Raw genomic sequence first — 16963 nt, 5'->3', positions numbered from 1 at the left:
GTTTTATTTTTGAAGGCGTGTTATCCTATTACGGGGATTTCGTTTTATTCCCGCATTGTGCAATATTTGTCTTTTTTATGTATGATGCCCCATAAATATTGACGAAAAATGCATGGTGCTTTATTTTTAGTACTATATTAAAGAAAAGGAGTAGTTTTACCTATGGCTGAAAAACAATTCAAAGTAACGGCAGATACAGGAATCCACGCACGTCCTGCAACATTGCTTGTGCAAACGGCTAGCAAATTTGATTCAGATATCCAATTACAGTATAAGGATAAAAAAGTAAACTTGAAATCGATCATGGGTGTTATGTCCCTTGGGATCGGCAAAGGCGCTGACATTTCCATTATTGCTGAAGGAAGCGACGCCGATGATGCATTAAACGCTTTAGCTGAATTAATGAAAAAAGAAGGTTTGGGCGAATAATGTCAACAATTTTGAAAGGTATAGCAGCTTCCAACGGGATTGCGATAGCAAAAGCCTATCGCTTGGTAGAGCCTGATTTATCTTTTGAAAAAACGACTGTCCAAAATACAGCGGATGAAATTAACCGTTTTAAAGCTGCTGTGTCCGAATCCAAATCTGAATTGCAGGCGATCAGGGAGCACGCACTTCAAGCTTTGGGGCCGGACAAAGCGGCTATCTTTGATGCCCATTTGCTTGTTTTAGACGATCCGGAATTACTGACTCCGATCCAGGATAAAATCAGGGATGATCAGATCAATGCGGAATACGCATTAAAAGAAATTGCCGATATGTTCGTGACCATGTTTGAACAAATGGACAACGAGTATATGCGGGAACGCGCTGCGGATATCCGCGACGTGACAAAACGGATTTTGGCCCACCTGTTGAATGTGGAAATCCCGAATCCGAGCATGATTTCGGAAGAAGTCATTGTCATTGCCGATGACTTGACCCCTTCCGATACTGCTCAATTAAACCGCCAATATGTAAAAGGATTTGCGACAAATGTCGGGGGACGTACATCGCACTCTGCGATTATGGCGCGTTCTTTGGAAATTCCTGCAGTCGTCGGGACAAAAACCGCGATCCAGGATATCCAAAACGGCGACCTTGTCATCGTAGACGGCAACAGCGGCGATGTCCATGTGAATCCGACTCCGGAAATTGTGGACGAATACAAACAAAAACAAGAACAATACGAACAGCAAAAAGCCGAATGGGCCAAGCTGGTTAATGAAAAATCCGTATCGAAAGACGGGCACCATGTAGAACTTGTAGCCAATATTGGCACACCGAACGATTTGGAAGGCGTCATCAAAAACGGCGGGGAAGGTGTCGGCTTGTACCGTACCGAATTCCTGTACATGGGCAGGGACGAGCTTCCTTCCGAAGAAATGCAGTTTGAGGCATACAAAGCAGTGCTGGAAGGCTTAAACGGCAAACCGGTAGTTGTCCGTACGCTTGATATCGGTGGAGACAAAAAACTGCCTTATTTGCCGTTGCCGGAAGAAATGAACCCGTTCTTGGGCTTCCGTGCGATCCGCTTGTGCCTGGACAGGCAGGATATTTTCCGCACTCAGCTTCGTGCATTGCTCCGTGCGAGCGCACACGGCAACTTGAAAATCATGTTCCCGATGATTTCCAACTTGGATGAATTCCGCCAGGCAAAAGCGATCCTTTTGGAAGAAAAAGAAAAACTTGTGCAGGAAGGCGTACAAGTTTCAGATAATATCGAAGTCGGCATCATGGTTGAAATCCCTTCAACGGCGGTCATGGCAGACGTGTTCGCAAAAGAAGTCGATTTCTTTAGCGTTGGCACAAACGACCTGATCCAGTACACAATGGCTGCCGACCGCATGAACGAGCGCATTTCGTATCTGTACCAGCCATACAACCCGGCGATCCTCCGCCTTGTAAAACGCGTCATTGATGCGGCGCATAAAGAAGGCAAATGGGCCGGCATGTGCGGCGAAATGGCAGGGGACGAAATCGCAATTCCAATTCTACTCGGCCTCGGCCTTGATGAGTTCTCAATGAGCGCTTCCTCCATTTTAAGGGCACGCGCCCAAATTCGTGGCCTGAATAAATCCGACATGGAAAAACTGGCTGAGGAAGTCTTGAACCTTTCTACCAATGAAGAAGTGAAGGAACACGTGAAAAAAGTTCTTTCCAATTCATAAAAAATTTTTTCAAAAAAAGAAGGATTAATGGGGAAGAAAGCGGGTATATATAAACTATCCCGGTATTAGGGTAAGGTATTGGTATCCAGTATTGTTACAATACCGGATGTATATCGTTTCTTTCTCATTTTTCCCCCTATTTTTGCCGGACGGGTTTTCCGTTCGGCCTTTTTTGATTGGGCCGTGAAATTCGTCCCATTGTCAAAGCCGCCGCGATTCCCGCAGGGGCTTTTTGCAAGTATGTGCAAGCTTTGCGGATGCAAGGACGGGAGAAAATCGTTTATAATGAAAACAGTTGTAAATTTAACAAACCATTCAGGAGGGATTTTCGTGGATTTAGGGTTGAAAGGAAAAGCAGCGCTTGTTGTAGCTTCCAGCCAGGGACTTGGAAAGGCTGTTGCGAAACAACTCGTCCTGGAAGGGGCCAATGTCCTCATCACAAGTCGGAATGAAGAAAAATTGCAGGCGGTAAAAGATGAATTGTCCGCTTTAGGGACTGGAAATGTGGAATATGTCCGCGCCGACATCACAAACCGCGAAGACATTAAGGCAATGGTGCAAAAGGCGAAGGAAGTGTTCGGCAGGCTGGATATTCTCGTGAATAATGCAGGCGGTCCGCCAGCCGGGAATTTTGAAGATATGAGTGATGAAGACTGGCAAAAATCGTTTGAACTGAACCTGCTTTCATACATACGCATCATCCGCGAAGCATTGCCGCTTTTGAAGAAAAACGGCGGTAGGCTGATCAATATTGCCTCTTCATCGATTAAAGAACCGATTTCTGGGCTGATTTTGTCGAATACGTTCCGCACCGGTATCGTCGGACTATCCAAATCGCTTGCGGAAGAACTGGCGCCTTACAACATTCTTGTCAATACGGTAGGTCCGGGCAGGATTGCAACAGACAGAATTGTCCATCTTGATCAAGTCACTGCCGAGAAAACCGGAAAAACGGTGAAGGAAGTGCAGGCGCAGGAATTGCGGTCGATCCCGCTCGGCAGATACGGCGAACCGGACGAATTTGGAAAGTTTGTCGCGTTCCTCGCATCGGAAGCCAATTCCTATGTAACCGGAAGCAGTTTCCTGATCGACGGCGGAAAGGTAAAATCAATTTAAAGTTGGCCGGTTAAAAGGGGAAAAATTCTCTGTTACAAAAAATTTTGGTTTAAAGTCCGAAAATGCGGGGATAAAGAAAGCAAACGTGAGAGATTGTTTTCTTTCTTGCACCCCATTTGACTTTGGTCTGTCGCAGTACAGGCTTTTTTGTATTTGGTTGCGCGCAATGCTGTCCGAATTTTGTAGGAACTATGCAATGCGCCGCGGCGGGCTGCAAAGAATTTCATGATAACGGGGGAATAAGAATGGAAAATATCGGATTTATCGGATTAGGTGTAATGGGACGGAGTATGGCACAGAATCTCCTGAAAGCAGGATATCCGCTTTTTGTATACAACCGGACAAAAGAAAAGGCAGCCCCACTTCTTGAACAGGGGGCCGAATGGTGTACCACGCCCGCGGAAACGGCTGCGAAAGCGGATGTCGTCTTAACGATGGTCGGGTATCCGCATGATGTAGAAGAAGTTTATTTTAGGGAAAATGGGCTGCTTGGCGCCGCAAAAGAGGGAACGCTACTGATCGATATGACGACGTCAACGCCTACGTTAGCGAAAAAAATTTATGAAGCTGCAAAAGAGAAAAACTTGAAAGCTTTGGATGCGCCTGTTTCCGGCGGGGACATCGGCGCCCAAAAAGGGACACTGACAATCATGGTCGGCGGCGATGAAGATGTGTTTGAATCGGCCAGACCGATTTTTTCCGTTCTGGGCGAAAATATCGTCCTGCAGGGGGGGCCGGGAGCAGGCCAGCATACAAAAATGTGCAATCAAATCGCGATTGCTTCCAATATGATCGGTGTGACGGAGTCGATTGTATATGCGCAAAAAGCCGGGCTCGATCCGGAAAAAGTACTGCAATCCATCAGTGCGGGGGCGGCCGGAAGCTGGTCGATGTCCAACCTCGTGCCTAGAATGCTTGCAGGCGATTATTCACCGGGCTTTTTTATCAAACATTTTATTAAAGATATGAAAATCGCCCTGGATGAAGCGGAAAAAATGGGGCTTGACCTGCCGGGCCTCGCCCTCAGCAAAAAATTATATGAGGAGCTTGCCCAAAAGGGGGAAGAAAACAGTGGTACGCAGGCGTTAATCAAGTATTGGGCAGAATAACAGGGAAGACCCGCCGGACAAATTTTCCGGCGGGTTTTTTGCTCAATTGAGGTTTGAAATAAATTTTTCCATGCGCAAAAGCCCTTTTTCGAGCGTTTCCAAGCTGCATGCATACGACATTCTGAACCAGCCTTCGCCGTATTTGGAAAAGGCGCTGCCCGGAACAACCGCGACTTTGTCTTTTTGGGCCATTTCAACTGCAAAATCGAAAGACGATCCTTTATATTTTTTTGGCAGTTGGACAAAAACATAAAAAGCGCCGTCCGGCTTTACATAATGGAGGCCGATTTCTGCAAGCTTTTTGCACACAAATTCCCTTCTTTTTCGATACTCTTTTTTCATCTCTTCCGAATCATGGATGCCGGCTGTCAATGCTTCAAGCGCCGCTTTTTGTGAAACCGAGGAGGCACATGATACGTTATACTGGTGGACTTTTAAAATATGTTTGGCAAGTTGTTCCGGGGCGAATACGAAGCCGATACGCCAGCCGGTCATCGCATGCGATTTTGAAACGCCGTTGATGACAATTGCCTGTTCCCGTAAAAAGGAAGCGATGGAAGCGTGCGGCATATCATAAGCCAGTTCACTGTAAATTTCATCTGCAAGAACAAATAATTCTTTGCCGCGGATGAGATCGGCAATTTCCTGCAATTCCCGTTTTTCCAAAGTTACCCCTGTAGGGTTGGAAGGATATGGGAGTATGATGCATTTTGTTTTATTCGTGAGCGCCTCCCGGATCAAATCCGCCGTCAGCTTAAACTGGCTGTTTCTTGTATCAACGTATACCGGTACAGCGCCGCACAGGCGGATCACCGGTTCATATCCCGGATAAACCGGGCCGGGCAATATGACTTCAGAACCGGGTGTAAGGATCGTCCTTAAAGCAATATCGATTGCCTCGCTGGCGCCAATCGTCACGATCACTTCCGTTTCCGGCTTGTAAGAAAGCCCGTATTTCGTTTCCGCAAACTTGGCGGCCGCCTTCCGTAAAGCAAGATCGCCGGCGTTATGGGTATAAGTGGTTGCATTCTCTTCAATCGCACGGATGCCTGCCTGCTTGACGTGTTCCGGTGTCGGGAAATCGGGCTGCCCGATCGTAAAAGAAACGATATCTTCTATATCTGCAACCATATTTGAAAACTTACGGATTCCGGAAATTTCAATCTCCAGTACATGCGGGTTCAATAAATGTTCCAAAAACTCATTTCCTCCTTTAACAGTGCAGCTTTCTGTATATGTATGGCATTCCTTATTATCTTACCACGCATTTGGTTTGACGGAAAATTTTTACGGGTAAAGAAATGAGACCTTTTTCACCGAAAATGAATGATTTTCTCATTTTTATCGTATATATTTAAAAGGATTGGAGTTGAAAAAATGGAAGAGAGCCAGATGATTGAAAGAAGATACGCCGGTTTTTGGCTGCGTTTTGCCGCTTATCTCATAGATTTATTGATTGTCAGCATTCCCTCCGCTGTGGTATTTTTCGGCATCATCATCGTATCCGTTGCCGTGATCGGCGGATCCGGGTCAGAGGATTTTACCCCGCAGCAGGATTTTGCTTTTGCGCTCTGTTTTGCGGTTGCGGCGGTTGTATCCGCGTTCGTTTTTTCCCTGTACTTCGCCATTTTCCATTCTTCCAAGTGGCAGGCAACGCTCGGAAAAAGGGCGCTCGGTTTGAAAATTATCGGCAGCGATGGCGGGCGCATCTCATTTTGGCGCGCACTCGGAAGGGCTTTGGCGATGTCTTTGTCAGCTGTATTTTACATCGGTTATCTTTTGGCTGCTTTTACAGAGAAAAAACAGGCGCTCCATGATATGATCGCCGGCACGTATGTGATCATCAACGATTGAAGCCATTCCCCTTTTTGCCGGATGTGTAGTGAAATCCTCGCAATTTTTGCCGATATAAAAGATGTGGGCGGAAATGGGAAGTGCTTCATTTGCAGGCCCATTTGCCAGTATTATACAAAAACCGTCCATGTGATAATGAGAAATACGCGAGGGGGCAGGACCATGAATCAAGAGCAGGGCATTTTACTGGAAAGCGGGACAAACGAAGTAGAAATCGTTGAGTTTCATGCCGGCGGGAGCTATTATGGCATTAATGTGATTAAAGTCAAGGAAATTATTATGCCGGTTCCGGTCACCGCGATTCCGCACGCCCATCCTTATATTGAAGGGATCATCCAGCTGCGCGGGGAAGTGCTGCCCGTTGTCAATTTACGCAAAGTGCTCGGGCAGCAGGTGCAAATGGGTGAAAACGATAAATTTATCGTCACGGAATTCAATCAGCAAAAAATTGTATTCCATGTGGACAGTGTAACAAAAATCCACCGCTTTTCCTGGGGCCAGATCGAGAAGCCGTCCGAAATGTATACGGGTGCATCTTCGCACATCACTGGGGTCATCAAGAATGGCGGGGATATGATCCTGATGCTTGATTTTGAAAAGATCATTGCGGAAATCAACCCGCAAACAAGCATCCGCGTGGAAGATGTGAAAAAACTCGGGAAAAGGGAACGGAGCAATAAACGGATTTTGATTGCGGAAGATTCCGGCCTTTTGCGCGGTTTGCTCCACGATACTTTGCTTGAAGCGGGATATGAAAAAATTGAGTTTTTTGAAAACGGAAAAGAGGCGTACGATTATTTGGTCGGAATCGCGGAGAGCGGGAAAAACGTTACCGATGAAGTGCAGCTTGTCATCACGGATATTGAAATGCCGCTGATGGACGGCCACCATTTGACGAAAAAAATTAAACAAAGCAGCGAATTAAACGTATTGCCGGTCATTATTTTTTCCTCGCTGATTACCGACACACTGCGGCACAAGGGGGAAATGGTCGGTGCAGATGCACAAATCAGCAAACCTGAAATCAATCAACTGATCCTTTCGATTGACGAACATGTGCTGTGAGGGCAAACGAAAAGCCCCCTGCCTTGTGCCGGGGGGTTTTATGCAATATTTGATTCGCGTTTCCCGCCATCCGCTGCCCGTTCTTGGTTTAGAAGAACGATTCGCCCAGTTTTTTAAAAACAGGTTTGTAAGTTTTTTTGCCGGAACGGGGCAGCTGCCCGGGATGCTGGTTTTCTTTCAGCCCTGTATAAACTTGCAACAAGTGTTTTGCCTGGCTGAGGGACATGTGGCATTTCGGGTTTCTTGTCGAATGGTCGAGTTTTCCAAGATGGGGAAGTTGTTTGAAATCCGCTTTTGAAGGCGGAATATGGAAGGTATAATCGCCGCACCGGACAAGTACGTCTGACTGCTGCTGGCTGTACTTCGGATGTTCCGAAAAATGCAGGCCGACTTTCAGCGCTTTTCCTTCCTGGATCATTTTTTCGAGGGCTTTTTTCTTCAAAAGGTATAAAAATTTTGGGTCGGTAGCGGTTTTCGCATGGCGATTGACCGTGAATATAGCATAAGAGAGGTTTTGGATTGTAGGTTGCAATGGAGCAGGTTTATGCGAATCCAAATATAGAACTCCTTTCGTTTTTAAATAATTTTACTTTTTCGTTAATTATACTACTTTCCACAGACTTTGGAAAGTAAACTTAATTAAAATTCCAATTTTTTTACATACTAATACAGCCGTTTTCTTTATAATCGTTGCATATCAGTTATTTCCGGCAAAACAAGGAACAGGGGGGGATTCTATTCATGAAGCGAATTGTGCAGTTCAGGTGGGTTGTAGTATTATTATGGGCTGCTGCCGGGATTTTATTGGCATGGAAAGCGCCGGCAATGGATCCGTTAGTCCGTGAAAAAGGCCAGATCACGGTCCCGAGAGGCTATGCATCATCTTTAGCGGATGAGATCAAAAGCCGGCACGATGATGCAGGCAGTGATACAACAAGTGTCATGATTGTGTTTCATGGCAGGGAAAAGCTTTCGGCTTCAGATATGGATCATATCCGGAACACGGTCGGGCGATTGGAAAGCAATAAGAAACAGTACGCGATCCAAAATATGACCACACATTTTAACGATCCTTCCCTAAAAAGCCAGCTTGTGTCAAAAGACGGCAAAACGGTGATGGTTGTGGCGCAGGTCGATGCAGGTGGCAAGCCTTTTAAAAGTGTCCGCGCTGATTTGCAAAAAGCGGTCCAAACGCCGGGTGTTGAGGCGATGATGACAGGCAACAAACTGATCAATGAGGATGTGACGGACAGCTCGCAAGCAGGGCTGAAAAAGACGGAAACCATTACGGTGATTTTTATTCTTGTGGTGCTCGTGCTTGTGTACAGGTCGGTTGTTGCGCCTATTATTCCGCTTTTAACCGTCGGGATTTCTTATATGATCAGCCAATTCATTGTTGCGATTTTGGCAGACAAGTTTGATTTCCCGGTTTCGAATTTTACGCAAATTTTCCTTGTCGCCGTTTTGTTTGGGATCGGCACGGATTACTGCATTTTGCTGCTCAGCCGGTTTAAAGAAGAACTGGCAAAAGGAAATGAAGTGCTTCCGGCGATCGCCACTACTTATAAGTCGGCAGGGAAAACGGTATTGTTTAGCGGCATTGCGGTTCTGATCGGTTTTGCTTCGATCGGGCTTGCCAGCTTTAAATTGTACCAGTCGGCTTCCGCAGTTGCGATCGGGGTGGTCGTACTTTTGTGCGCATTATTTTCGATTGTGCCGTTTTTCATGGCTACGCTGAAAAAGGGGCTGTTCTGGCCGGTACGTGGGGAAATTTCCCACCGCGAAAGCAAAATTTGGGAACGGGCCGGGCTTTTTTCGCTTGCAAGGCCGTTTCTTGCCCTCGCGATCGTTGCACTTTTGACGGTCCCGCTCTCGGTCAGCTATGACGGAAAGCTGTCATTCAATTCATTGGACGAACTCGGCAACGGATATGACGCCGTAAAAGCGTTCAATATCATTTCTGATAGTTTCGGCGCAGGTAAAGTGATGCCGGTCGAAGTGGTGCTTGAAAACGACGAATCCGTCAAATCAAAAGATTATCTGGCCTTAATTGAAAAAATAAGCGCGGATCTCGATAAGGTCAAGGATGTCGCCCAGGTGCAAAGTGCTACAAGGCCGGATGGCAGCATCATGAAAGAAATTTACGTCAAAAACCAGGCAAAAACATTAAGCGAAGGTATTGAAAAAAGCAATAACGGCATCGGCAAAATCAAATCAGGGCTGAAAGAAGCGTCACAGTTTTTAGCAGATTCCAAATCGAAATTTAAAGAAGCAACGGACGGCATCGGCCAATTGCAGACGGGAACGGAGAAAATCGCAGCCAGCATGGGGGATCTTAATACATCGCTCAGCCAGATTGAAAATGGGATCAGAAGCGGGTCGCAAGGTGCGGAACAGCTGAAAACCGGTGTAAAAAAAGCGCAGGACCAGGCAAGGGAACTGCAATCCGGCTTTAATCAGCTTTATGAAAAATACCAGCAGGTCGAAACCGGCATAAACCAGTTTATCGAGCAAACCGGCCAGTTGCCGAGCGACATCCCGCAACAGCTGCAAACGCTTGAGGCATCCTATCAAGCATTTTTAAAAGACCATCCGGAAGTGAAGAATGATCCGCAGTTCCAAAAATTGCAGCAAGAAATGGTCATGCTCGGCATCGGTTCAAGCAGTGGTACGATTGCCGAATTGTACAGCAGGATTCATACGATGACATCCACACTGGAGATGGTGAATGAAAAGCTTGGAGCCATTTCAACCGCCCTCGGCCAGTTTGCGGATGGCTTTACGCCAATCATCCAGGGGCTAAACCAGTTACAGTCCGGCATCAACAAAACAGCTGACGGGCAAAACCAAGTGATCCAAAAAATTCCGTCGATCCAAAAAGGGCTTCAGGGCATCGCTGACGGGCAGGCACGTCTGCAGTCCGGCTTCAACACATTCGGTACAAAAATCAACCAGTTGTCGGACGGCCTGGATTCAGGCGCGAAAGGGTTGGGCAAAATTAAAGCAGGGCTTTATGATGCCGGCTCTTATTTGAACGATTTATCGGATGAAACAACCATGGAACAGTCCGGCATCTATATTCCGGATGAGCTTTTGGCCAACGCCGATTACCAAAAAGCATTGAACCACTATATCTCAAAAGACGGGAAAATGGTGACGTTTAACATCACATTGAATGAAAACCCATATTCAAACGGCGCGATGGCCACAATCGATGACATCGGCAAGGCCGTTAAAGATGCGGTGAAAGGGACGAAACTGGAAAATGCCCATATCGGCATCGGCGGGGTATCCAGCATTAATCATGACTTAAACAAAATGTCGAAAGCGGATTACAGCCGCACCGTTACATATATGATGATCGGGGTGACGCTGGCGCTGATGATTTTCCTGCGGTCATTGATGATGCCGCTGTATTTGCTTGCTTCCCTGCTGCTGACGTACTATGCTTCCGTCGGGCTCGCCGAACTCATTTTTGTGCATTTGCTTGGCTACCCTGGGATCAGCTGGGCGGTGCCGTTCTTCGGGTTTGTCATCTTAATAGCGCTTGGCACTGACTACTCGATTTTCCTGATGGAACGGTTCAATGAATATCAGGATTTGCCGGTGCGCAAAGGAATTTTGCTGTCAATGAAAAATATGGGTACTGTTATCATTTCAGCGGCAATCATTTTATCTGGCACATTTGCAGCAATGATGCCGTCCGGTGTTTTGTCATTGCTCCAAATTGCAACACTGACGCTGACAGGATTGTTGCTCTATGCATTTGTCATTCTTCCGCTCTTCGTTCCGGTAATCGTAAAAGTGCTCGGCAAGGCAAATTGGTGGCCATTTATCGCCAGTAAGGAATAAAAGAACAGGCGGGTATCCGCTTGTTCTATTGTACCCGTTTTCACCGTTTTTTCTATTCTTTTTTTGCTTTTCCCTGTAAAATAGAAGTAGATTTTTCCAAATGTATTGCATTTGCCGGGAAATGTGGAAATCCCACGCCGTGGTGGCCATATTTCCCTTTAATCGGGATAAAAAGGATGATATTATGGACGAAGCGAAAGCAGCACGAGAGAAATTTCATGATCTTCAAGTTGAAGCTTTTTTCAGCCGGGATTTCCTGTCCCAGTTTTATGATACGGTCAGCATTTTAAAAGTGGAACAGGGGCCGGCATTTAAATTTGCCTATGTAAACAAAGATGAGCATACGGCCGAAATCGGCAAGTTTTTACACGAAGTTTTGGGGGAAGGGGAAGCCGCCCGGTTCGAGCACTATTGCAAAACCGCCTTGGAAGAAAAAAGGCCGGTCCATTTTATCCACGGGCCGGACAGCAACCGTGTCTTCCACACATCTTTAGTCGGCGTACATGAAGGCAAATGGGTGATTGCGATCACAAGGGAAATAACAGAGCTGATTCAAGACGGTAAACAACTGCCGTTTTCCCATACATATTTCCAAATGCGCGACCATTTGACAGGGCTTTGGAACAGGCGCGCACTGCTCGAACAACTTCAAAAGAAAACCGGGAAGGAAAAAGCAGGCGGGCCGCAGCTTGCTGTTTTATATCTCGACCTTGACCGTTTTAAGTATTTTAATGATATTTTGGGCCAGCATGTTGGTGATGAAATCTTGAAGCTGGCGGCCCGGCGGTTGAAACAGCTTCCCTTTCATGATTATGAAGTGTATCGCCAGGGTGGCGATGAATTTATTGCGGTCGTTTCCGGCCACCCAAAAGAAGAGGTTGAAAAAATTGCAGAGCAGATTTTGGCTGCCTTTTATGAACCTTTTAAAATCGATGGCGAAGATTACTTTCTTACCCCCTCCATCGGGATCAGTATTTATCCGGAAGACGGGGAAGAAGTGGGAACATTAATCAAACATGCAGATACAGCGCTGTTTAAAGTGAAGGAAAGCGGAAAAGGCCATTTCCGTTTTTATAGCAAAAATATGGATACAGATTTCTATAATTATCTTATGCTGGAAGCCCATTTGCGGAGAGCAATTGAGAAAAACGAGCTGACAATCAATTACCAGCCGCAGGTGCAGCTCAAGACGGGTCGGATTAAAAGTTTTGAAGCGCTTTTAAGATGGCATAACCCGAAATTCGGGAATGTCCCGCCGCTGAAATTCATTCCGCTCGCAGAGGAAACAGGGCTGATCATTCCGATCGGTGAATGGGTGATCAACCATGTATGCGCCCAACTCGCTAAATGGCGCAAAAAAGGGCGGGCCGATATCCGGGTCGCTGTCAATATTTCGCCAAAACAGTTTCTCGATCCGGGGCTGCCCGGTTTTATCGGGAAGACACTGAGAAAATACGGTCTTCCGCCTTCTGCACTTGAAATCGAAATTACGGAAGGGGCGATGGAAGACAAGGACAATATATTAAAGATGCTTAACAGGCTGAAAAACATGGGGCTGACGATATCGGTCGATGACTTTGGGACGGGTTATTCTTCTTTGAATTATATTAAAAAATTTCCGGTAGACATTTTAAAAATCGACCAGTCTTTTGTCCGTGAACTGCAAATTAGTAAAAAAGATGTGGCGATTACAAAAACGATCATCCATTTGGCCCACCATCTTGGGCTTGAAGTGGTGGCGGAAGGCGTTGAGGAGAAAGAACAGGTGCAGTTTTTGCGGTCCGTCCGTTGCCAGAAAGCGCAAGGATATTTCTTCAGCCGGCCGATCACCGCTGAAGAAGTGGAAAAACGGTTTTTTCTGTAAAAGCATCCCGCAGAATTGCAAAAAAATATTTTCTTTTTGCCGTACTAATGGTACATTGTATTGTATAGGATAAGATGATGCAGCAAGACGGTTCCTTTTACACAAACCGGCACCCCCGTTCTGCAGCCGGGAAACGGAGCCGCGCTTTAGACGGCGAAAGGAGCGTGCAAAAATGAGCGAACGAATGGATATGTTTTTTATTCCTGCCAAAGAGGGATATATTAAGATTTATGTTTACGGATTTTTGCATGACAGTTCTTGGGGGCAGGTTTTTACGGAATATAACGGGTTAACGGTCGTTGTGAAAGGCTATAACCGAAAAAAAACGATTATCCGGTCGTTAACGAAAATGCACGAATCCCTGCTGAAATTAAAAAGAGATTTATAGTTTTATTGCGCCCCGCAAGCCAAATGGCCGCCGGGGCAGCACAAAACGGCAAATAACGGGCAGATCCATGCGATTGCCCGTTAAAAACTTTAAAAATAAAATGAATGGTTATTCATTCATCCTAGGGAGGAGAAAAGATGAAAGAAAAGGTGGTCATCATTACAGGCGGATCAAACGGAATGGGAAAAGCGATGGCATTAAAGTTTGCGCAGTCCGGGGCGAAAGTTGTGATCACAGGCAGGGATGAGGAAAAATTGACGAAAATGAAAGAGGAGCTGCTCGCCATTACTCCGGATGCGCTGACGGTTCAAATGGATGTCAGAAACCCGGAAGATGTGCGCAGGATGGTGACGGAGGCGGACAGGCAGTTCGGACGCATAGATTTTCTTGTCAACAATGCCGCCGGAAATTTTATTTGTCCTGCAGAAAAATTGTCGGTCAACGGCTGGAATGCGGTGATCAATATTGTTTTAAACGGCACTTTTTATTGTTCACATGCGGTTGGAAATTATTGGATAGACAAAAAGAGAAAAGGAAGTATCATAAATATGGTAGCCACTTATGCATGGAGGGCGGGAGCAGGCGTTTCCCATTCTGCAGCGGCGAAAGCGGGCGTACTGTCTTTGACGCGCACGCTGGCGGTCGAATGGGGCGGAAAATACGGTATCCGTGTCAATGCGATTGCGCCCGGCCCAATTGAAAGGACGGGCGGAGCCGATAAGCTTTGGGTATCGGAAGAAGCGGCGAAAAGGACGTTAAACAGTGTCCCGCTCGGCAGGCTCGGTACACCGGAGGAAATTGCCGAACTCGCCTATTTCCTGTTCTCCCCCCAAGCGTCTTATATCAATGGGGAAGTCATTACAATGGATGGCGGCCAGTGGCTGAACCAGCATCCTTTTTAAATGGCCGCGGAAGGAGTGGACAATGAAACAACTGCAAAAAGAACATTTTATTACCCATTTTTCGGCGGAAAACAAACCGGCGTATACAGTCCGATTGAACGAAACATTTGCTGTGGAAACGTACGACTGCTATTGCGGAAAAATTACTTCCCCGTCGCAGCTGCGGACGGAAGTAGATATCCCTTTTATAAATCCTGCAACCGGCCCGATTTATATTGAAGGCGTAAAAAAAGGCGATACGCTTTGTGTGGAAATAAAGGATATTTCGTTAAACGAAGTTGGTGTGATGGTGCTTTATCCGGGGATGGGGGCGCTCGGAAGGGACGTGAAAGAATCCGATACACGTATTATCCCGGTGAAAGACGGGAAAATACTGTTCAACAGCCGGCTCCAATTTCCGGCAAGGCCGATGATCGGGGTGATCGGCGTAGCACCGGCGGAAGGGTCAGTCCTGTGCGAAACGCCCGGCGACCATGGCGGCAATATGGATACGAAGTGGATCACGGTCGGTTCAAAATTGTACCTGCCCGTTTTCCATGAAGGCGCCCTGCTTGCGCTCGGTGATCTCCACGCCGCAATGGGAGACGGGGAACTGGACGGATCCGGTGTGGAAATCGGCGGAAAAGTTACGCTCGAGTGTACGAAATGGGATGGCGCGGTTCCGGTTGGCATCCCGGTTGTCGAAACAACAGACAATTGGTTTTTTGTTTCATCGGCAGAGAATATTGAACTGGCGGCAAAAAAAGGGATGCGCATTGCGGTGCGCCGGCTTGCGGATGCGCATGGGCTTATCTTTAACGATGCGTACAGGCTGCTCAGCGCCGCATGCGGCCTGGAAATCAGCCAAATTGTAAACCCACTTGCCACAGTAAGGATTGCGGTACCGAAAGAAATTTTGCCGGATTTGTTTTAAACTAAAGGGGCTGTCCCAAAGCCCTGAAAAGTAGAGATCATGATCGCGAAATTTTCGGGAATCCTGCGGGAAAAGCGAGCCCCCTCGTGCTGAGGTATCGGGCGAGGAGGCTCCCGACGCGTGCGGAAAGCGAGTGAATTTCGCGATCATCAAAAATTTTGTTATTAAAGGGGTGTCCTTTGGCCAATTTACCGGCTTTTAGGACTGCCCCTTTATTTTAAAAATTTTACGGTTAGCAAATCGAAATCTGTCATAAACGCTTAAAATTTTTTCAATGCCGTGCGGATTTTAGGATAAAATAAGGCAAGAAAACGTTGCAAAATGAAAAAATTTGTCGTCAGTCCCTTTCCTAAGTTTAAGATTTACTGTACAATTCGTATGGGATAGTAAAATCACATTCGTTGCTGATGAGAGGGATTGTATAAACTTCCAAAAACAGGAAGGGCACTCATGTTCGTTGAAAGGAGTCCATTATGTCTCAACTACTAGGAATTATCCAAAGGCTGCAGGCAATGCAGGAAGCGAAAGATACAGGCGAAGTTCAGCAAAGACGTTTTGAAGTAAACGGAAAAACGCTGTGCCAGGTGAAATTTTTCCCACAGAACGGCACATTTGAATTGGAAGTTTACGACGGACAGAAACACGCCAACAAATACCAATTTGACGATCTCGATATCGCCGCGATTGAAATTTTTGATATTGTCCAGGAAGGTTCGAACAGCTAAAAATCGGTCTGCCCGGCATCTAGCCGGGCGTTTTTCTTTCGTCAATCCGCTTCTGTTTATGATAAAATATAAAAGATCGGTTATATCTTTACATCCATGATGGCAAACATGATAAATTTCAGCATTCTCCTCTTTAATGGTTTTTGTTACCTGAAAAAAATGAAGAAAAGGGGATTTTTGCACGATGATCTCTTTACAGAGCCACGAGTTTCTTGAACCTAAAATCATTGATTTTATGATTCCATCAGAAAAGGTCGCCCATGTGCAGATTGGGAATAATTTGGAACACGCTTTATTGGTGCTTACCAAAAGCGGATATTCCGCGGTGCCGGTGCTGGATGCGCAATATCGGCTGCACGGCCTGATCAGTTCAGCGATGATTACCGATTCGATTCTCGGCCTGGAGAGGATTGAATTCGAAAAACTGGGCGAAATTAAAGTAGAAGCGGTGATGAACCGGAATATCCCAAGGCTCAATGTGCATGACAATTTTGAAAAAGCATTAAGATGGCTTGTCGACCATAATTTTTTGTGTGTAGAAGATGACGAAGGGTTTTTTGCCGGTATTTTTACGAGGCGTTCGCTGTTAAAAGAGTTAAACCATCATATTCATAAACTAAACCATTTTTAGAGTACGGCCGCCGCGCAATCAAATGCGCGGTTTCTTGTATGTGTAAAATTTTACTCGGGGACTTATGAGTGGAAAAAAATAGGAAGACACTCTATCATTTAATGTGCGCTACCACGCGAATACATTTAGAAAGAGGTGTTCCCATGGAAAACATTATATCAAAAATTGCTGAGTTATTAAAGGATACAAAGAGCCTTATCGATTTTGAAGAGCAGTTCAATATTTTTATGCAGGAGGTCTTTACGCAACTGGTAGGGGACGTATTTGTGAAATTAGACCGGATGATAACAGAGCAGAAACTCGAAGAAGGCTGGGAGTACTGCAGACGTGATGGCAGAAGCATTCAGTTTCTGTTTGGAAATGTGTACTTTAAACGCACATTAATGCATGACAG

The 16963-nt window shown here is 46.1% G+C and carries 16 protein-coding genes; 14 read left to right on the top strand and 2 right to left on the bottom strand.

The window, feature by feature from the left end; genetic code table 11:
* The first annotated feature begins 162 nt into the window (after positions 1–162).
* The 4 genes from BpJC4_RS12910 to BpJC4_RS12895 all read left to right on the top strand — a co-directional run bounded on the left by BpJC4_RS12910 (position 163) and on the right by BpJC4_RS12895 (position 4375).
* The gene (locus BpJC4_RS12910) at positions 163–429 is read left to right on the top strand and encodes a phosphocarrier protein HPr (RefSeq protein ID WP_151681409.1); all 267 of its coding nucleotides are present in this window, start codon (positions 163–165) and stop codon (positions 427–429) included.
* A complete protein-coding gene (gene ptsP / locus BpJC4_RS12905) occupies positions 429–2150 on the top strand; it encodes a phosphoenolpyruvate--protein phosphotransferase (protein WP_151681408.1) in 1722 nt (573 codons plus the stop codon). Before BpJC4_RS12910 ends, ptsP begins: the two co-directional genes overlap by 1 nt.
* 330 nt (positions 2151–2480) lie before the next feature.
* A complete protein-coding gene (locus BpJC4_RS12900; RefSeq protein WP_151681407.1) occupies positions 2481–3266 on the top strand; it encodes an SDR family oxidoreductase in 786 nt (261 codons plus the stop codon).
* A 245-nt stretch (positions 3267–3511) separates the two neighbouring features.
* Positions 3512–4375: an NAD(P)-dependent oxidoreductase gene (locus BpJC4_RS12895; RefSeq protein ID WP_151681406.1), complete on the top strand. Its 864-nt coding sequence runs from the start codon at positions 3512–3514 to the stop codon at positions 4373–4375.
* Between the two features lie 42 nt (positions 4376–4417).
* Here BpJC4_RS12895 and BpJC4_RS12890 read toward each other — a convergent pair whose 3' ends face one another.
* Positions 4418–5572, bottom strand: coding sequence for an aminotransferase A (locus tag BpJC4_RS12890; protein WP_151697996.1), 1155 nt, complete (start codon positions 5570–5572; stop codon positions 4418–4420).
* Positions 5573–5752: 180 nt separating this feature from the next.
* Here BpJC4_RS12890 and BpJC4_RS12885 point away from each other — a divergent pair, with 180 nt between their 5' ends.
* Together BpJC4_RS12885 and BpJC4_RS12880 are read left to right on the top strand one after the other, a co-directional pair.
* Positions 5753–6229 (top strand): RDD family protein, encoded by a 477-nt coding sequence (locus tag BpJC4_RS12885; protein ID WP_151697995.1) that lies wholly within the window; start codon positions 5753–5755, stop codon positions 6227–6229.
* A 162-nt stretch (positions 6230–6391) separates the two neighbouring features.
* Entirely contained in the window at positions 6392–7294 is a 903-nt protein-coding gene (locus BpJC4_RS12880) for a chemotaxis protein (RefSeq protein ID WP_151681403.1), read from the top strand.
* An 88-nt stretch (positions 7295–7382) separates the two neighbouring features.
* On the opposite strand, the gene BpJC4_RS12875 is transcribed toward BpJC4_RS12880, so the two are convergent.
* Entirely contained in the window at positions 7383–7850 is a 468-nt protein-coding gene (locus tag BpJC4_RS12875) for a YkyB family protein (protein WP_151681402.1), read from the bottom strand.
* Between the two features lie 185 nt (positions 7851–8035).
* Between BpJC4_RS12875 and BpJC4_RS12870 the strand changes: the two genes are divergently transcribed.
* The 8 genes from BpJC4_RS12870 to BpJC4_RS12835 all read left to right on the top strand — a co-directional run.
* Positions 8036–11146 (top strand): MMPL family transporter, encoded by a 3111-nt coding sequence (locus BpJC4_RS12870; protein WP_151697994.1) that lies wholly within the window; start codon positions 8036–8038, stop codon positions 11144–11146.
* A gap of 184 nt (positions 11147–11330) precedes the next feature.
* Positions 11331–13010: an EAL domain-containing protein gene (locus tag BpJC4_RS12865; RefSeq protein ID WP_151681400.1), complete on the top strand. Its 1680-nt coding sequence runs from the start codon at positions 11331–11333 to the stop codon at positions 13008–13010.
* 172 nt (positions 13011–13182) lie between these two features.
* Positions 13183–13398, top strand: a complete 216-nt coding sequence (locus BpJC4_RS12860) for a hypothetical protein (RefSeq protein ID WP_151681399.1) — start codon at positions 13183–13185, stop codon at positions 13396–13398.
* Positions 13399–13535: 137 nt separating this feature from the next.
* Positions 13536–14300, top strand: a complete 765-nt coding sequence (gene fadH, locus BpJC4_RS12855) for a 2,4-dienoyl-CoA reductase (RefSeq protein ID WP_151681398.1) — start codon at positions 13536–13538, stop codon at positions 14298–14300.
* Positions 14301–14322: 22 nt separating this feature from the next.
* Positions 14323–15213 (top strand): acetamidase/formamidase family protein, encoded by an 891-nt coding sequence (locus BpJC4_RS12850; protein WP_151697993.1) that lies wholly within the window; start codon positions 14323–14325, stop codon positions 15211–15213.
* 473 nt (positions 15214–15686) lie between these two features.
* Complete coding sequence (locus BpJC4_RS12845; RefSeq protein WP_151681396.1) at positions 15687–15938, top strand: YkuJ family protein; 252 nt, start codon at positions 15687–15689, stop codon at positions 15936–15938.
* Between the two features lie 184 nt (positions 15939–16122).
* Complete coding sequence (cbpB, locus tag BpJC4_RS12840) at positions 16123–16569, top strand: cyclic-di-AMP-binding protein CbpB (protein ID WP_151681395.1); 447 nt, start codon at positions 16123–16125, stop codon at positions 16567–16569.
* Positions 16570–16712: 143 nt separating this feature from the next.
* Positions 16713–16963: UPF0236 family transposase-like protein (locus BpJC4_RS12835; protein ID WP_172968368.1), on the top strand; the 251-nt coding region annotated here is incomplete at its 3' end.

It is taken from the genome of Weizmannia acidilactici, assembly GCF_008974185.1.
GTDB classification, from domain to species: Bacteria; Bacillota; Bacilli; order Bacillales; family Bacillaceae_C; genus Weizmannia; species Weizmannia acidilactici.
Note: the sequence above shows the minus strand (reverse complement) of the source record. Positions and strands in the feature narration are given on the sequence as shown.

Bases quoted from the DNA above. Each gene is read 5' to 3' on its own strand.
- BpJC4_RS12910 (WP_151681409.1), top strand. From the start codon at position 163: ATGGCTGAAAAACAATTCAAAGTAACGGCAGATACAGGAATCCACGCA.
- ptsP (WP_151681408.1), top strand. From the start codon at position 429: ATGTCAACAATTTTGAAAGGTATAGCAGCTTCCAACGGGATTGCGATA.
- BpJC4_RS12895 (WP_151681406.1), top strand. From the start codon at position 3,512: ATGGAAAATATCGGATTTATCGGATTAGGTGTAATGGGACGGAGTATG.
- BpJC4_RS12885 (WP_151697995.1), top strand. From the start codon at position 5,753: ATGGAAGAGAGCCAGATGATTGAAAGAAGATACGCCGGTTTTTGGCTG.
- BpJC4_RS12880 (WP_151681403.1), top strand. From the start codon at position 6,392: ATGAATCAAGAGCAGGGCATTTTACTGGAAAGCGGGACAAACGAAGTA.
- BpJC4_RS12870 (WP_151697994.1), top strand. From the start codon at position 8,036: ATGAAGCGAATTGTGCAGTTCAGGTGGGTTGTAGTATTATTATGGGCT.
- BpJC4_RS12865 (WP_151681400.1), top strand. From the start codon at position 11,331: ATGGACGAAGCGAAAGCAGCACGAGAGAAATTTCATGATCTTCAAGTT.
- BpJC4_RS12860 (WP_151681399.1), top strand. From the start codon at position 13,183: ATGAGCGAACGAATGGATATGTTTTTTATTCCTGCCAAAGAGGGATAT.
- fadH (WP_151681398.1), top strand. From the start codon at position 13,536: ATGAAAGAAAAGGTGGTCATCATTACAGGCGGATCAAACGGAATGGGA.
- BpJC4_RS12850 (WP_151697993.1), top strand. From the start codon at position 14,323: ATGAAACAACTGCAAAAAGAACATTTTATTACCCATTTTTCGGCGGAA.
- BpJC4_RS12845 (WP_151681396.1), top strand. From the start codon at position 15,687: ATGTCTCAACTACTAGGAATTATCCAAAGGCTGCAGGCAATGCAGGAA.
- cbpB (WP_151681395.1), top strand. From the start codon at position 16,123: ATGATCTCTTTACAGAGCCACGAGTTTCTTGAACCTAAAATCATTGAT.